Origin of the sequence: Actinopolyspora biskrensis, assembly GCF_013408175.1 — a bacterium.
Lineage (GTDB): Bacteria > Actinomycetota > Actinomycetes > Mycobacteriales > Pseudonocardiaceae > Actinopolyspora > Actinopolyspora biskrensis.
Genome location: NZ_JACBYW010000006.1, coordinates 201,625 through 216,838 on the forward strand (window position 1 = coordinate 201,625; position 15,214 = coordinate 216,838).

15 protein-coding genes are annotated in these 15,214 nt (G+C 69.7%); 7 read left to right on the top strand and 8 right to left on the bottom strand.

The window, feature by feature from the left end:
- Positions 1-192: 192 nt before the first annotated feature.
- The 3 genes from pstS to FHR84_RS16610 all read right to left on the bottom strand — a co-directional run bounded on the left by pstS (position 193) and on the right by FHR84_RS16610 (position 3,463).
- A complete protein-coding gene (gene pstS, locus FHR84_RS16600; RefSeq protein ID WP_179536440.1) occupies positions 193-1,284 on the bottom strand; it encodes a phosphate ABC transporter substrate-binding protein PstS in 1,092 nt (363 codons plus the stop codon).
- Positions 1,285-1,796: 512 nt separating this feature from the next.
- On the bottom strand, positions 1,797-2,363 hold the full coding sequence (locus tag FHR84_RS16605) for an HAD family hydrolase (RefSeq protein WP_246300681.1): 567 nt from the start codon (positions 2,361-2,363) through the stop codon (positions 1,797-1,799).
- Between the two features lie 140 nt (positions 2,364-2,503).
- Positions 2,504-3,463 carry an HpcH/HpaI aldolase/citrate lyase family protein gene (locus FHR84_RS16610; protein WP_179536441.1) on the bottom strand — a complete coding sequence of 320 codons (960 nt, stop codon included), beginning with the start codon at positions 3,461-3,463 and terminating at the stop codon, positions 2,504-2,506.
- Between the two features lie 323 nt (positions 3,464-3,786).
- Between FHR84_RS16610 and FHR84_RS16615 the strand changes: the two genes are divergently transcribed.
- Entirely contained in the window at positions 3,787-4,122 is a 336-nt protein-coding gene (locus FHR84_RS16615) for a hypothetical protein (RefSeq protein WP_179536442.1), read from the top strand.
- A 244-nt stretch (positions 4,123-4,366) separates the two neighbouring features.
- Positions 4,367-5,506: a P-loop NTPase gene (locus tag FHR84_RS16620; protein WP_179536443.1), complete on the top strand. Its 1,140-nt coding sequence runs from the start codon at positions 4,367-4,369 to the stop codon at positions 5,504-5,506.
- A 112-nt stretch (positions 5,507-5,618) separates the two neighbouring features.
- Here the strand turns inward: FHR84_RS16620 and FHR84_RS16625 are convergent, their stop codons facing one another.
- Entirely contained in the window at positions 5,619-6,224 is a 606-nt protein-coding gene (locus tag FHR84_RS16625; RefSeq protein ID WP_343075307.1) for an O-methyltransferase, read from the bottom strand.
- A gap of 551 nt (positions 6,225-6,775) precedes the next feature.
- On the opposite strand from FHR84_RS16625, the gene sigE reads away from it, so the two are divergent.
- From sigE to tatB, 4 genes are all read left to right on the top strand, one after another.
- Positions 6,776-7,450, top strand: coding sequence for an RNA polymerase sigma factor SigE (sigE, locus tag FHR84_RS16630; protein ID WP_218863015.1), 675 nt, complete (start codon positions 6,776-6,778; stop codon positions 7,448-7,450).
- Positions 7,447-8,172: an anti-sigma factor family protein gene (locus tag FHR84_RS16635; protein ID WP_179536444.1), complete on the top strand. Its 726-nt coding sequence runs from the start codon at positions 7,447-7,449 to the stop codon at positions 8,170-8,172. Before sigE ends, FHR84_RS16635 begins: the two co-directional genes overlap by 4 nt.
- 345 nt (positions 8,173-8,517) lie before the next feature.
- On the top strand, positions 8,518-10,152 hold the full coding sequence (locus tag FHR84_RS16640; protein ID WP_179536445.1) for a trypsin-like peptidase domain-containing protein: 1,635 nt from the start codon (positions 8,518-8,520) through the stop codon (positions 10,150-10,152).
- A gap of 86 nt (positions 10,153-10,238) precedes the next feature.
- Positions 10,239-10,649: a Sec-independent protein translocase protein TatB gene (gene tatB / locus FHR84_RS16645; RefSeq protein ID WP_179536446.1), complete on the top strand. Its 411-nt coding sequence runs from the start codon at positions 10,239-10,241 to the stop codon at positions 10,647-10,649.
- A gap of 206 nt (positions 10,650-10,855) precedes the next feature.
- Here tatB and FHR84_RS16650 read toward each other — a convergent pair whose 3' ends face one another.
- Both FHR84_RS16650 and FHR84_RS16655 read right to left on the bottom strand, forming a co-directional pair.
- Complete coding sequence (locus FHR84_RS16650; protein ID WP_179536447.1) at positions 10,856-12,424, bottom strand: leucyl aminopeptidase; 1,569 nt, start codon at positions 12,422-12,424, stop codon at positions 10,856-10,858.
- A gap of 219 nt (positions 12,425-12,643) precedes the next feature.
- Positions 12,644-12,811, bottom strand: a complete 168-nt coding sequence (locus FHR84_RS16655) for a DUF3117 domain-containing protein (protein WP_017976434.1) — start codon at positions 12,809-12,811, stop codon at positions 12,644-12,646.
- Between the two features lie 563 nt (positions 12,812-13,374).
- On the opposite strand from FHR84_RS16655, the gene FHR84_RS16660 reads away from it, so the two are divergent.
- Positions 13,375-14,163 carry an enoyl-CoA hydratase-related protein gene (locus FHR84_RS16660; RefSeq protein WP_179536448.1) on the top strand — a complete coding sequence of 263 codons (789 nt, stop codon included), beginning with the start codon at positions 13,375-13,377 and terminating at the stop codon, positions 14,161-14,163.
- A gap of 73 nt (positions 14,164-14,236) precedes the next feature.
- Here FHR84_RS16660 and FHR84_RS16665 read toward each other — a convergent pair whose 3' ends face one another.
- Together FHR84_RS16665 and FHR84_RS16670 are read right to left on the bottom strand one after the other, a co-directional pair.
- Complete coding sequence (locus FHR84_RS16665) at positions 14,237-14,806, bottom strand: DNA-3-methyladenine glycosylase I (RefSeq protein WP_179536449.1); 570 nt, start codon at positions 14,804-14,806, stop codon at positions 14,237-14,239.
- Positions 14,803-15,201, bottom strand: a complete 399-nt coding sequence (locus FHR84_RS16670) for an SRPBCC family protein (RefSeq protein ID WP_425489957.1) — start codon at positions 15,199-15,201, stop codon at positions 14,803-14,805. Before FHR84_RS16670 ends, FHR84_RS16665 begins: the two co-directional genes overlap by 4 nt.
- Positions 15,202-15,214 lie beyond the last annotated feature (13 nt).

Sequence of the window (15,214 nt, forward strand, 5' to 3'; positions counted from 1 at the left end):
GTCGGACGGCGGTGTTTCACTGCCGGAACCCGCCGTCGAGCCGAGTCCTCACGGGTGAGCGGCGGCCCGGGGCGGAACCGTCCCGGGCCGCCGCGATCACCGTTCGTCGAGATCTCGGCCGGCGGACTCTCGGCTCGGCCCCCGCGTTCGCGGGGGTCCCTTCGTTCCCTTCCGGCGTTGGGAACGAGCGGATCAGCCGTTCGCGCCGATGGCTTCGACGGCGGGGCGCAGTTCTTCGCGCAGTGCCTGGGAGATGGGGGCGGAGCCTGCCGAGTCGGCCGCCTTCCGCTGTCCCTCCTCGCTCAGGATGTACTCGAAGTAGGAGCGGACGAGCTCACCTGTCTCGGCGTCCTCGTAGTTGCCGCAGGCCATCCCGTAGGAGACCAGCACGATGGGGTAGGTGCCCGACTCGGTGGTGTCCCGTGCCAGGTCGTAGGCGAACACGTGCTCGCCCTGGTCCTTCTTGCGCTCGGAGACCTCCAGCACCTTGGCGGCCGCCTCGGGGGAGTAGGAAACGAACTCGTCGCCGACCCCGACGGCCACCTGCCCCAGGTCACCGGCCTGACTGGCGTCCAGGTAACCGATGGTTCCCTGGCCGGCGTCGATGGCGCTCTTGACTCCCGAGGTCCCCTTGGCCGCCTCGCCACCGGGAACCGGCCAGTCACCGCTCACCTCGTGGGGCCAGGCGTTCGGTGCGGCCGTGGACAGGTAGTCGGTGAAGTTCTCCGTCGTACCGGACTCGTCGGAGCGGTTCACCGGGGTGATGGGGGTGTCCGGCAGGTCGACGCCCGGATTGGCCTCGGCGATCTCCGGGGCGTTCCACTCGGTGATCTGCTGGTTGAAGATCTTCGCGATCGTCGCGGGGCGAAGGTTCAGCTTCTCGACGCCCTCGAGGTTGAAGGACACCGCGACCGGGGAGACGTACACCGGGAGCTCGACGAGATCGCCGCAGCGCTCCTTGGCCTTGGACAGCTCATCGCCTTCCAGCGCGGCGTCGGTACCGCCGAAGTCGCTGGCCCCCGAGACGAAGCGCTCGCGCCCACCGCCGGAACCGATGGGCGAGTAATTGATCGTGAGGTCCGGATTCTTCTCGGAGAAGGCCGCGCGCCAGGCCTGCTGTGCGGCCTCTTGGGAACTGGCACCGGCCCCGTCGATAGTTCCGGACAGTCCCGAACCGTCGCCCGACCCGGACTCCTCGTTGGCGGCGCCACATGCCCCGAGAACCAGGGTCAGCGTCGTTACCGCCGCACCGGCGACAACACGTCTGACAATACTGCGCTGCACAGGTAGCCCCTTTTCACGCTGCTGCGACCGGGCTTACCGGCCGAGGTCTGCACTGGCGGTGAAAACGTTAAACCGAAAAGGTGACGTGGCGAATCAACCGAGATGAACAGCAATGGAATAACAAACCACGGAAATCGTTCGCCACGCCGGGACGACGAAAAGGACACACTGTGGAATCGCACCGAAAACAAGTGGTCAGCTCCACTCCACACCGCGGGAGAACCAGCATTTCCGCTGAAAGCAAACACAAGACGACATCCCGAACACGGAGGGTTACGGAGAGTTTCGGGAATCCGTCCGGAGTTGCCGACAGCGCTCCGGCCGGTACGCTCGTTCGAGCGTTCGACGACGCCCTTCGCCCCACGACGAAAACGGAACTTTGCGCAGCTGGTCGGCTGCCGCCCGCGTGGTCGGGGCCTCGGGAGCGTCGCGGGGCACCCCGAGCAGCAACCCGAACTAACTTCTGCCGGAGGTTCCCGGCCACGGCGGCGCCGGAACGGGAAAACGCTCCGTCAGAGCTCCCCGGAGACGGTGAACAGGCGCCGCGCGGTCACGCGCACGGCCAGGGCGCGGTCCAGCCGGGAAACCACCGCCTCGGCCCCCGCCGCACGCAACCGCGCCCCGGGGACCCCACCGCCGGAGAAGCCGAACGCGAGCACCCCCGCGCCCCGCGCGGCGCGAACCTCCTCCTCGGAACCGGCCACCCGCGCCAGACACGGGTACTCGGCCGCCAGTGCGCGCAGCTCGGCGGTCTCGTCCTCGACGCCGGCGATCACGATGGAGAGCCCGTCCGCGACGCGCAACCGCCGCGCCTCGGAAGCCACACGCTCCACAGCGGTCCGGGTCAGCACTATGACCGGGACGGACGCAGCGCGCGCTCCCCGCAGGAGCTCGTCGGCGCCGCAGGTCAGTCGAGCACCGCCTCGCTCCCGCTCGACGAGGGTGCCGTCCCAACCCAGCGCCACCGCGCGATCCGATTCGGCGAACACCGCGGTCTCCCAGTACCGGCGAACAGGCACGCACAGCCTGCGCACCGGCAGGGCGCCGACACCACGCACGCGGGGTGAACGAGAAACCAAGGATTCCTTACAACACTGCCCGTTCCCGGGGAGCGGAGCTCCTCCGGCCGAGCCGTTCCCGGTCGTCGGTCGGGCTTTCCCCCGGCGCTTCCGGAGCCGGAACGACCACCCGGGCAGCCCCGGACCGGAGCCCGCCCGAATCAGTCGCGCGGGGGGTGCCAGGGCTCGGTGCGGCGCAGCCCGGCCGCGCGTCCCTTACCGGCCACCACCAGGGCCATCTTGCGGGAGGCCTCGTCGATCATCTCGTCACCCAGCATGGCCGCCCCGCGCCTGCCGCCCTCCTCGGAGGTGTACCAGGCGTAGGCGTCGAGAATGTTCTCCGCCCGGTCGTAGTCCCGCTGGTTCGGCGAGAAGATCCCGTTCACCTCCTCCACCTGCGCGGGGTGCAGCACCCACTTGCCGTCCAGCCCGAGCGCGGCGGAACGTCCCGCGACACGACGCAGCCCCTCCTGATCCCTGATCTGCAGGTAGGGCCCGTCGACGGCCTGCAGCCCGTTCGCCCGCGCGGCCGTCAGCAGCCGCATGAGCACGTAGTGGTAGGCATCGCCGACGTCGTACCCGGGTGGCTGTTCCCCGACGACGAGCGAAGGCATGTTGATCGAGGCCATGAAGTCGGCGGGCCCGAAGACCAACGCCTCGAGCCTGGCCGAGGAGGCCGCTATCGAGTCCACCTCGGCCAGCCCCTTCGCGTCCTCGATCTGCGCCTCGATCCCTATCGAGGAGGCGGGCAGCCCGAGGGCCTTCTCCAGCTGGCAGAGCGTCAGGTCCAGCCAGCGGACCTGATCCGCCCCGGAGACCTTGGGCAGCATGAGGGTGTCCAACGAGCCACCCGCGCCTTCGACCACGTCCACCACGTCGCGGTAGGTCCACTCGGTGTCCAGCGCGTTCACCCGGACCGTGCGGATCTTGTCCCCCCATCCACCCGCGTTCAACGCGCCGACGACCTCGCCGCGTGCCTCGGCCTTGACGAGCGGGGCCACCGCGTCCTCCAGGTCCAGGAAGAACTGGTCCACGACCAGTCCGCGCGCCTTCTCGATCATCCTGGGCGCGGAACCGGGAACGGCGAGGCAACTACGTCGGGAGCGCTGTGCGGCGGTCAATGTGGGGGACTCCTCCTGCCGGGGCGGGAAAACCGGTCCGGGCCGTCTCAGGGGGTGGTCTCACGAGTCGGCCCGGCCGCGGGCCGGAGTATATTCGCCGCGGCCACGACGGCACCCCGCGGACTCCCACCAGCGGCAGGAGGGGTCTCCGCCGTCGACACGGCCCGCGGCCGCACCGACGAACCGGCGCCGTCGGGCACTACCATGTCCGGCGACGACGAGGCCCGCGCCGCCTCGCCACCCCGGGGACGACTTTCCGGACGGCTCCGGGAGCGCGAGGGGGCCACCGAACGGAGAGCACCCGAAACGGGGGACGGGACGACATGGCACCGATCGAAGAGGTCCGGGAGGCGACGGCTCGTCTCGACAAGCTCGAGACCGTTCCCGAGTCCGCCAGAAGCAGCGTCACCGCACTGTTCACGAGGCTCCGCGGGATCGTGATCGAGGAGGGCACCGAGCAGCAGTGGCGGGACCTGGTCGAGTCGGCGAGTTCCGCGGATCCCTCGCGGGCCGCCGAAGTGGCCGAGCTGATCCGCTCCCTGCAGGCGGCTCCCAGCACACCGCTGCCGCCGAACGGATGGTTGTTCGCCGATCTGGCCGCGCTCGACCTGGCACGGGCGGTGAACTCCTCGTCCGAGGCACCTCCCACCGAGGGATGACCCGGCCGTCGCCGGGGTCCGCGGACCACCCGGCTCGGCACGGACACAGCCCCGCCCGCGCGGGGTGCGGGACGCACCCGTCCGCTCCGCGTCCGGCCCCGCGGAGGAGTGACTCTCCGGTGGTCCGCCGACACGGAGCGGGGACCCGAGGACGCGGTAGGCGGTCGGGCTGTGATCCCACCCGTACTCGCCCGTAGCATATGTGGTGGCACACCAGCGCAGGAAAGGTCGGTGTCGCGTAGCCGTGACCACAACTCAGCCCACTCCCACCGAGGACGCGGTGCGGCAGGCCCTCACCAAGGTGGAGGACCCGGAGATCCACAAGCCGATCACCGAGCTCGGCATGGTCAAGGACGTGACCATCGGTTCCGAGGGTGACGTCAAGGTCGGTGTTTACCTGACCGTGCAAGGGTGCCCGATGCGGGAGACCATCACCCAGCGGGTCGATTCGGCGGTCTCCGAGGTCACCGGTGTCGGTTCGGTCGAGGTCGAACTCGACGTGATGAGCGACGAGCAACGCACCGAACTCCGCAAGCAGCTGCGGGGTGACGCGGAGGAACCCCGCATCCCGTTCGCCGAGCCCGGCTCGCTGACCAGGGTCTACTGCGTCGCCTCCGGGAAGGGCGGTGTAGGCAAGTCCAGCGTGACGGTCAACCTCGCCGCTTCCATGGCCGAACGCGGACTCTCGGTCGGCGTCGTCGACGCCGACATCTACGGGCACTCCGTACCGCGGATGCTGGGCACCGAGAGCAAGCCCACCCAGGTCGAGAACATGATCATGCCGCCGCAGGCGCACGGGGTCAAGCTGATCTCCATCGGCATGTTCACCCCGGGCAACACACCGGTCGTGTGGCGTGGTCCGATGCTGCACCGGGCCCTCCAGCAGTTCCTCTCCGACGTCTTCTGGGGAGACCTCGACGTCCTGCTGCTGGACCTCCCGCCCGGTACGGGTGACGTGGCGCTGTCGACGGCCCAGCTGATCCCGAACGCGGAGATCCTCGTGGTCACCACCCCGCAGCAGGCCGCTGCCGAGGTGGCCGAGCGCGCCGGTGCCATCGCCATGCAGACGCGCCAGCGGATCGCCGGGGTCGTCGAGAACATGTCCTGGATGGAACTCGAGGACGGCCAGCGCGTCGAGGTCTTCGGGTCCGGGGGCGGTCAGATCGTCTCGGAGTCGCTGACCCGCTCGGTCGGTTCGGAGGTCCCGCTGCTCGGGCAGGTCCCGCTCGACACACGTCTCCGGGAGTCCGGCGACAGCGGTGCTCCGCTCGTCCTTCAGGACCCCGACTCCCCCGCGAGCACGGTGCTCAGCGACGTGGCCAAGAAGCTGTCCACCAGGGCACGCGGGCTCGCGGGCCAGCTGCTGTCCGTTTCTCCGGCCTGAGACCGGGGCTCTTCCGCTCGGGTTCGCGTGAGTGCCCGCGCGGCGGAGCCCTCGTCGGCTCGTGAGCGGGCGCCCGGCGTCGAACAGCCACGAGCCCGGCGGGCCCGCGGGATCAGTCGCGGGCGATCGCGAGCAGCCCGCTCCCCGTCGGCAGGGCCACCGGGACGAGACGGGGGTCCGTGTGGATCGCGTGCAACACCTCGCGCGGCATACGCGGACCCCCGTCCGCTCCGAAGCGGTCGGAGCCCTCGTCCCGCTCGAACGCCCCGTTGAGGACCAGCGTCCCGCCCGGGCGCAACAACGGCGTCGCTAGCTCGAGCAGGGAGGCAGTCCTGGCGCTGCCGACCACGACGTGCACCAGGTCGTAGGTCCCCTCCGCCAGTTTGGGCAGCACCCCGGAGGCCACCTCGGTGATCATGCGCAGCCGGTGGGTCGACATCTCGGCCTCGGCGACGGCGCTGCGCACGGAACTCTGCACCTCCGTGTCCAGCGTGATGCAGGTCAGCGTGCCCTCCGCGACCATCCCCTCGCACAACGCGAGCGCGGTGGGGGTCGAACCGTCGACCTCGACCACGGACTTCGCCCGGAGCACCGCGGCCAGGAAGCGCAACACCGCCTCGGGAGACCCGAAACGCTCGGCGACGCCCCGCTCCGCGCCGTGATCGCTGTCGACCAGCTCCACGGGAGCGCGCCCGGAGGTTCGAGCACGAACTGACACGTCCCCGAAGTTGTTCCGGGGAGACGGCGCACCGCCGCCCCTCGGCGCGGGGGAGGAAATTTCGGGTTGCACGGTTGAACAGGTTATCGTCGAACCGGGGTGGTGCCCGCGAGGTGGGTCACAACGATTTCGAAACGGATCGTGTCACGTGCGCACGCCGGAGTAACGCCGCACCCGCGCTCCACGATCACACCCGCCCCGTCGGACGCGTTTCCCGCCGTCGCCCCCCGTCCACGGTGCGGAAACAGCCGGTGAAACGGCCCTCGCCCCGTGTCGAACCGGCTCGCGAGGGGGTACCTTGAAGGCGAAACGACGGGAACGGCCCCGGGGCTCCGGCCGACCGACCTCGTTTCCGTCCCCGGCGCCCGGGGCCTCGGACAAGTTCTCAGCGGTTTCTCAGAGTTCTATCACGGTCAACTCACCCGCGAGGGGGACAGTGGAGGCGTCATATCCGGCGGTTCGCAACCCCTTCCCGTGAAGACGGGAACAAACCGGCCGGGGAGATCGTTTTACGGGGCGCAACCCGCCCGCAGGAGGTGCCTTCCCGCCACATGGCCACTCACACGGCAGCACCGAGCTCGGCTTCGCCGCAGACGACCGACACCGGTCCGGAAGCCGCCAAGGCCGGCGATCCGCCGGTGCGGGCGACAGCGAGCGACGAAGCGGCGGTCACTTCCCCCTCCGAAGCCACCGAGGCCAACTGGACCCCACCGTCCTGGGAGGAGGTGGTCCGCGAACACGCGGACCGCGTCTACCGGCTGGCCTTCCGCCTCTCCGGGAACAAGCACGACGCCGAGGACCTGACGCAGGAAACCTTCATCCGCGTGTTCCGTTCGTTGGCCTCGTACCGCCCGGGGACGTTCGAGGGGTGGCTGCACCGCATAACCACCAACCTCTTCCTCGACATGGCGCGGCGGCGTTCCAGGGTGCGCATGGAAGGGCTCCCCGAGGACACCGACCGCATCCCCGGAAGCGGTCCCAGCCCGGAACAGGTGTATCAGGCGACACATCTCGACCCGGACCTGCAGGCGGCCCTGGAGGAGCTGCCTCCCGAGTTCCGCGCGGCCATCGTGCTGTGCGACGTCGAAGGGCTCTCCTACGAGGAAATCGGCGCTACACTCGACGTGAAGCTAGGGACTGTGCGCAGCCGGATCCATCGGGGCCGGCAGCTGCTCAAATCAGCCCTGGAAGCTCGCCGCGAGCGCGATCGGGAGGAAACCGCATGACCGGTCTTCGAGGTTGGGGGTTGCCGGAGCAGCACCTCGCGCTGGACGCGCTGGTCGCTTTCGTGGACGGCGAACTGAGTCCGAGCGCCCACGACCGCGCCGCCGCCCATCTCGCGACGTGCCCCAGCTGCGCCGCCGAGGCGGACTCCCAGCGACAGGCGCGTTCCGCAGTGCGTACGGCCTCGACTCCTTCGATCTCCCCACAGTTGCTGCAGTCCCTGCAGTCGATCCCCAGCACCGCCGAGCTCCCCGAACAACCGGACAACCTCGCGTTGAGCGAGGACGGTCGCCTCGTCACCACCAACGGGAGGAACGCCGGAGCGAAGTCCTCCCCGCTCGGAGCGGAGCTCCCGTTGGGTGGTGGTGCGGTCCGGCCCGGCCCGTTGGAAGGTGAGCAGAGCGAGGCGGAATCCGGCCAGCACCATTCGAAGTTCGGTGGACGCCGGGCCAAGCAGGGTGCCGGCGTGGTGTTCTCCGGCCTCGTGCTGGGAGCGCTCGCCTTCATGAACACCCCCGCCGACAGTGTCCGGAACAACGTCACCACGGTTCCGGATCAGGCTCCCCACGGCGGAGCCGTCGAGGAGGCCGAGTCCTCGGTGACATCCACCAGCCCCGCGCCGGGAACCCTGGCTGCCTCCTCCCCCGGGACCCCGGTTAGCACCACTCCGTCCGAGACCGTGGGGAGCAGGGTTGCCACCCCCACCGCCCCCGAATCGCCCTGAGAATTCTTCGCAGCATGGCTTGTGCGCCTGGTCGGGTAGTAGCCGTCACGTGAGTCGGCGCCTTGCCGTGTTGGGCCGCTCTCGAGTGGCGGCCCGCGCGCCGAAGCGCGTAGCAGCCGCGTGGCTGACGGCCACGGGAAGCAGCGGGAGCCGGTACGTGACCGTCAACGAGAACTTCACACCCGGACCGGCAGAATGGATTCCGGCCGAAACGACCGGTCGTCGACGCGCTGGATGATTCCGGAGTTCGGCACGAGTTTCCGGCTCCGGTGAGCACGAAGCCTCCTTCGTGTGATGCACTCACGGGTAGCGGCCGAACCGAAACGTGCACACGACCGGGGAGCGATGAGCGAGCAGCCGAGGACATCCGCGCACCAGGGGGACTCGCAGCATCCGAACACGGATGGACCCGCTGCGCACGCGAACCACGGGAGCGCCACCAGCCACTCCGGACAGTCTCCCCGGGCGGGGGCGTCGGCGGCCGAGCACGAGAACGCGGGCGAGGCCCGGGACTCGGACGAGACCCCTCCGCGGCGGACGGCCGCGACCCCGGCCGAGTCGGCCGTTTTCGGCAGGCCGGAAGGGGTCACCGGAAGCTTCGACCGCAGCAACGCCCCCGGCCTGTCACCTCGGGTGGAACAAGCACCCCCACCGCCGGAGTCCCTCGCCAAGGCTTTCGGACCTCCCACGAACAGCTCGGAGTCGCTGCAACGCTCCCCCTGGGACAGCGGAGAAACCGACGCTTCCACCGAGGAGGACCCCGTTCTCTGGGGGGACGGGAACGAGCACGACCCGTGGCGGGACCCCACCACGGGGGCCGTGCTGGGTGGCCCCGCCCTCACCGGTGAGCGGGACGAGGAACCCGCTTCCCCCGGCTCCGGCCCGTTGCTCAGCGCGCGAGAGGTGCTCTTCGGCCGCAGAGTGCGCCCGTGGTCGTTGGTCACCCTCGGGCTCGTGGTGCTGCTCGTGGGGGCCGCAGGCGGATTCGTCGGCCGGATAACCGCCGAAGAGGGCAACCCGCTGACCAATCCGGATGTGACCCTGGCCACCGTGGAGCCGGGAGCGGACCGTCCCGCGAGCTCCATCGCCGGAGCGGCCTCCGGCGTGGTCCCCGCCGTCGTCTCCGTCGAGGTCAGGGTGGGTTCCCAGGGAGGAACCGGCTCGGGCGTCATGATAGACGGCAACGGCTACATCGTGACCAACAACCACGTGGTCTCGATGGCCGCGGACACACCCGACGCGAAGATCTTCACGGTTTTCTCGGACGGTACCCGAACCTCCGCGCGGATCGTGGGGCGCGACCCCGAGACCGACCTGGCCGTGCTCAAGGTCGAAGTGGGCAACCCCACGGTCGCCCAGCTGGGGAACTCGAAGGACCTGCAGGTCGGGGACAAGGTCATGGCCGTCGGCTCACCACTCGGCTTGGAAAGCACGGTCACCAGCGGGATCGTGAGTTCCGTCCACCGACCGGTGCGGCTCGCCGGGGAAGAAACCGACACGAACGCGGTAATCGACGCGATCCAGACCGACGCCGCGGTCAACCCGGGCAACTCCGGAGGCGCCCTGGTGGACGGCAACGGGACCGTCGTCGGAATCAACACGGCCATCAGAACGATGGGGACCGGCGGCAGCGGAGGTTCGATCGGTCTGGGGTTCGCCCTCCCCATCGACCGAGTACGCGAGATCTCCCAACAGCTCATCCGCACCGGACAGGTGCGGCACCCCGACCTCGGCGTGGACGCGAAATCCGTCACCGACGGGGCGGCGGACGGTGCCCAGGTGCAGAACGTGCGGGAAGGCGGAGCGGCCCAGGAAGCAGGCCTCTCGGAAGGCGATGTGATCACCGAGGTCGGGGACCGCGAGGTCGGTGGGGCCGATGAGCTGGAAGTCGCCGTCGACGAGCACGACGTGGGCGCCGTGGTCCCCGTGACGGTCGTTCGCCAAGGACGCGAACTTGTCCTGGACGTCACTCTTCACTAGCAGGCAAAGTTGGATAGGCTGAGCACGCACGGCACTCGGTAGCGTGCCGATGTCCGGACAACGGCGTCATCCCGGAAGGAGTCGAGGTGTTCGATAGCATCGGCTGGGGTGAGATTCTCGTTCTCATCGTCGCCGGTCTGTTCATCCTCGGACCCGAGCGGCTGCCTTCCGCGGCGGCGTGGCTCGGCAAGACGGTTCGCCAGGTTCGCGAGTACGCGACGGGCGCGCGGGAACAGATCCGCTCAGAACTCGGCCCGGAATTCGACGATCTTCGCAAACCGCTGGAGGACCTGCGCGAGGTCCGCAATTTCGACCCGCGGCGCGCGGTGAGCAAGCACCTCTTCGACGGGGAGAACCCGCTGGACGACGTCACCGGCAACGGCGGTTCCAAGACCAACGGCAACGGTTCCCGATCCGGACCGACACCTCCGCGGTCCCGCGAGCACAGCCCCTTGGAGTCCGGGGAACGTCCCCCGTTCGACTCGGACACCACCTGACCCACCTCAGAACTTCTGGCAAAGGGCTTCGCCCGGCCCGGGTGCTCAGCCCACGCGGCGCGAGCAGCTCCGGCGCGTGAGCCGGGCGCGTCGCGAGGCGGCCGGACGTGCTCCCACTGCCCCGTAGCCGGGGGAAGGCCTCACGCGCGACGAACTTCCCGGAGCGGATCCGGTGGTTCGTCACGCGCGAAGCCGGGCCCCGCGCTTCACTCGCCCAGTCCGGCCACCAGTTCCACCAGTGTCCGCGCGGCGAAGCCGGTGGCTCCCGGAACCACTTCCTCGTAGTTCTTGTCCGCACGTCCCGGCCCCGCGATGTCCAGATGCGCCCAGGGCAATCCCCCGGTGAATTCACGGAGGAACAACGCGGCCATCACACCACCGGGCCCCTGCGGCGCCTGGCGGACATCGGCGTTCGCCCCGCGCACGTCCTCGACGTGGTCCTCGGACAGTGGCATCGGCCACCAGCTCTCGCCCGCACGCTCACCGGCGGCACGCACCCGTTCCGCGAACGACTGCTCACTGCTGAACACGCCACCGGTGCGGAGACCGAGCGCCACCTTCATCGCCCCGGTGAGCGTCGCCACGTCCACGAGCACATCGGGGTCGTGCCCACGTACCGCGTAACCGAGCGCGTCGGCCATCACCATTCGCCCCTCTGCGTCGGTGTTGGCGACCTCCGTGGTGGTGCCGTCGTAGTGCCGGACCACGTCGCCGGGCCGATAGGCACTGCCCGAAACGTGGTTCTCGGCCATGGGAACCAGCGCCGTGACCCGTACCGGCAGTTCCAGCCGCGCCACGGCCAGCATGGCTCCGATCACGGCTCCTCCCCCGGCCATGTCGGTACGCATCATCTCCATACCGTCGGCGGGCTTCAGCGATATCCCCCCGGTGTCGAAGGTGATTCCCTTGCCGACGAGCACTACGTGCCGTACCTCGGAGTTCCGCGTACCGTCCCAGTGCATCTCCAGCAGGCGCGGAGGGCGGGCCGAACCGCCCCCGACGGCGAGGACCCCTCCGAAACCGTTCTCGGAGAGCCACTTCTCGTCGCGCACCGTGGCGCGCAACCCGGGAACGGAACCGGCGAGCTCGGCGGCGGTGCCCGCCAGCCAGGCCGGGTCCTTGACGTTCGAGGGCGTGTTGGCCAGGTCCCGTGCCAGCGCTGTGGCGGAGGCCCATTCGCGGGCCCGTGACGCGACGGGCCGCAACCGCTGCGCGTCCTCCCCCGTGCCTGCGACGAGAAGCACCTTGCGCAGCCGTGGCGGCGCGGGATGACTCGACACTCGAAAGCGGTAGTCTCCCAACGCCAGCCCCAGGGTCAGTGCCGCGACGAGCTCCTCGTCGGCCTCCGCGGGCAACCGGAACTGGAGGTACTCCACATCCAGCGCCTCCCCGAGGTCCTCCGGAGCATCGCCGCCCGCTCCGGCTTCCTCCAGCCTGGCGCGGGCCGCCCGCGCCAACGCCGCGCCCACCGCGCGCCAGCTCGCGGAGGAGCCATCGCCGCTGCCCACGGTCCAACCGAAGCGCGCCTCCGGCAACGGCACCGTGCGCACCTCCCCGGCCTTGCCGGTCACGTCCAGCGCACGCAGCGTTCCGGACTCCACGCCGAACACCTCGCAGGGGGTGTCCAGCTCCGGTTCGCCGTCCACATCGCGTATCGGCACCGCGGCCGGAATTCCGTCGCGCCACCGCTCTACGACGTCGACTTCGACCAGGGCAGTCGGAATAACGGGAAGGATCGCGTCTGTGCTCGAAGTCGAAGTTGCGGAACCGGACACTGCGGCACCTTCCTGATCAGGTTGTTCGGCTGGCATGTGCTGGACAAGGGGGCTGTCTTCCCGATGAGGACAACGGCGACAGCTCTTTCACCCGTCACGCGTGCGGACCCGCCGGAGCGTGACGCGTTCGCGTACTGTAACCCCGGCACCATCGGCGGATGCCGGGGTCGGCTCGCTGCGCCGGGGCGTGGTTCGCCCGCCGATCACCTCGCGGCGGCCTCAACCGGTGACCGAGTTTAGAGCCTCGCTCAAATTCGTGGCCTCCTCCATCGTCATTTCGACGACAAGACGCCCACCACCCTCGAGCGGGATGCGCATCACCATTCCGCGTCCCTCCTTGGTCACCTCGAGGGGACCGTCACCGGTCCGGGGCTTCATGGCCGCCATAGCGTGCTCCCTCCGTGAACTCATCCCACCGGCTGGTCACCAAACCAGCCTTTGTCCTACATTCTCCCCCATCCGGACGCACCCGCGAAACCGAACCGATCAACTTCCGTCCGTTTTGCGCTGGTCGAACGCCGCCCCGGCCGGAGAGCTCCACCTCATTCCCCTCTTCGGGTAACGAGGTGGACACGGAACGCGTCCACATCGGGACGTTCCGGACCGTTCGGACAACGGCCCCTCCTCCCACCGGAACCCGCCGAGTCCCGGCGTTCCCGTTCGCCCCCGGTAGCTCACCACCCGAGGCCGGGTCCCGCAGCGAGAGCCCGCGAGAGGTTCCGTCCCGCGCCCCCAGGCGAACCGAACCGGCGAAGTCCCACTGCGCGGTCGCCCACGCACTCCGCACGTCCTTCCGCCACCTTCGACAAGAGCCCCCTCGGCTGGCACGCTCATCTCCAACCACGCGCGACCACGAGGTCTACTGTGGAAAACCGGCGGACAACCGGAACGTGGTTCTGTCCCCCACCAGGGCGAACGGCCGTCCCACCCCGACCCGAGAAGGGAGCCCCGTGACCGAGGTACTGCTGACCGAGGATACAAACGGCGTGCGCAGGATCACACTGAACAGGCCGGACGCCTACAACTCGCTGACGACCGAGCTCAAGCTGCGGTTGATCGAAGCCCTGCGCGAGGCGGCCACCGCCGACTCGGTGCGCGCCGTGGTGCTCACCGGCTCCGGGAAGGCCTTCTGCGCGGGCCAGGACCTCAAGGAGCACGTCAGCCAACTGGATTCGAACGATCCGACACCGCTGCGCACGGTCGAGGACCACTACAACCCGCTGATCCGCGCGGTGACCACGCTCCCCAAACCGATCATCGCCGCTGTCAACGGTGTGGCGGCCGGCGCGGGGGCCTCCCTGGCCTATGCCTGCGACCTGCGGGTCGCGGCGGACAACGCCAAATTCGTGATGTCCTTCGCCGGTGTCGGGCTCTCCACGGACTCGGGGGCTTCCTGGACCCTGCCCAGGCTCATCGGCTACGGCCGGGCCCTGGAACTGCTCCTGCTCGGTGAACCCGTGGAAGCTTCCGAGGCCCAGCGCATCGGGATGGTCAACCGCGTCGTGGCCGCGGGCGAGGCCCCGGAGAAGGCCACCGAGCTGGCCGAACGGATGGCAACGGGCCCGACCAGCGCCTACGCCAGGATCAAGGAGACGATGCTCGCCGCGGCGTCCGAGGGACTGGACGAGACCCTGGCAGTCGAGGCCGGGGCGCAGAACCAGTGCGGCGGCACGCACGACCACCACGAGGCCGTCGCCGCGTTCGTCGCCAAGAGGTCCCCCCACTTCACCGGCAGCTGAGGGACTCGGAGTCGCCGTTCCGGCCTGTGTGGCGGTGCCGGCCGGTCGGGAGCTCGGCGGTGCCGGTGGCCGGTCAGCGCGCCAGCCAGCAACCGCCGAGGTGGTCGTCGACCATCCCCGTCGCCTGCATCAGCGCGTAACAGGTGGTCGGGCCCACGAAGCGGAACCCGCGCCCGCGCAGCGCCCCGGCCATGGCTCTCGACTCGGGGGTGGTCGCGGGCACCTCCTCCATCGTCGCGGGACGCGCGTGCGGCTCCCGCTCCGGGGCGAACGACCACAACAGCTCGTCCAGCGGGGTGTCCAGCTCCAGCACTGCCCGTGCGTTCGCGATCGTGGCGTCGACCTTGGCACGGTTGCGGACTATCGTCCGGTCGGCGAGCAGCGACTCCCGCTCGCGCTCCCCGAACCGCGCGACCCGATGCGGGTCGAACCCCTCGAAGGCGCGCCGAAAGTCGGCGCGTTTGCGCAGAATGGTCAACCAGGAGAGCCCGGACTGGAACCCCTCGAGAGACAGCCGCTCGAAGAGGGCGTGCTGCCCGTGCACCGGCCTGCCCCACTCGGCGTCGTGATACTCCCGGTAGTCCGCGGGGGCGGCACCCCAGGGGCACCTCCGCCTGCCGTCGTCACCGAACACCGCGGTCACCGGTCTCCCCTCTCCCGTGCGTAACGCAGACAGCGGCGTGCGAAACCGCGCAGCGATCGGTCCAGCCCCCAGGAAACCACGGGTTTCGCCAGCAACCACAGCGGCAGGAGCACGGTGGGGATCTCGAAGCGTTCCCACCACACGAAATCCGTCCCGCACCCCTCGGCGGGCTCCACCGTGAACCCGCCGGTGCCCCGCACCGGCTTCCCCACGTGGCGCACCGCACAGCTCGACGGCGGCTGCCAGAGCTCTATGCGCATGGTGTCCAGGAACCCGAGGCCGCCCACACCGGTGAAGGCGACGAGCTCGGAACCGGGGCTTCTCCCGTCTCCGCCCGTGACGCGCACCAGGGTGCCGAGCATCCACTCGCTCTGTCCGGGCCAGTCGGTCGCCACCGTCCACACGGTT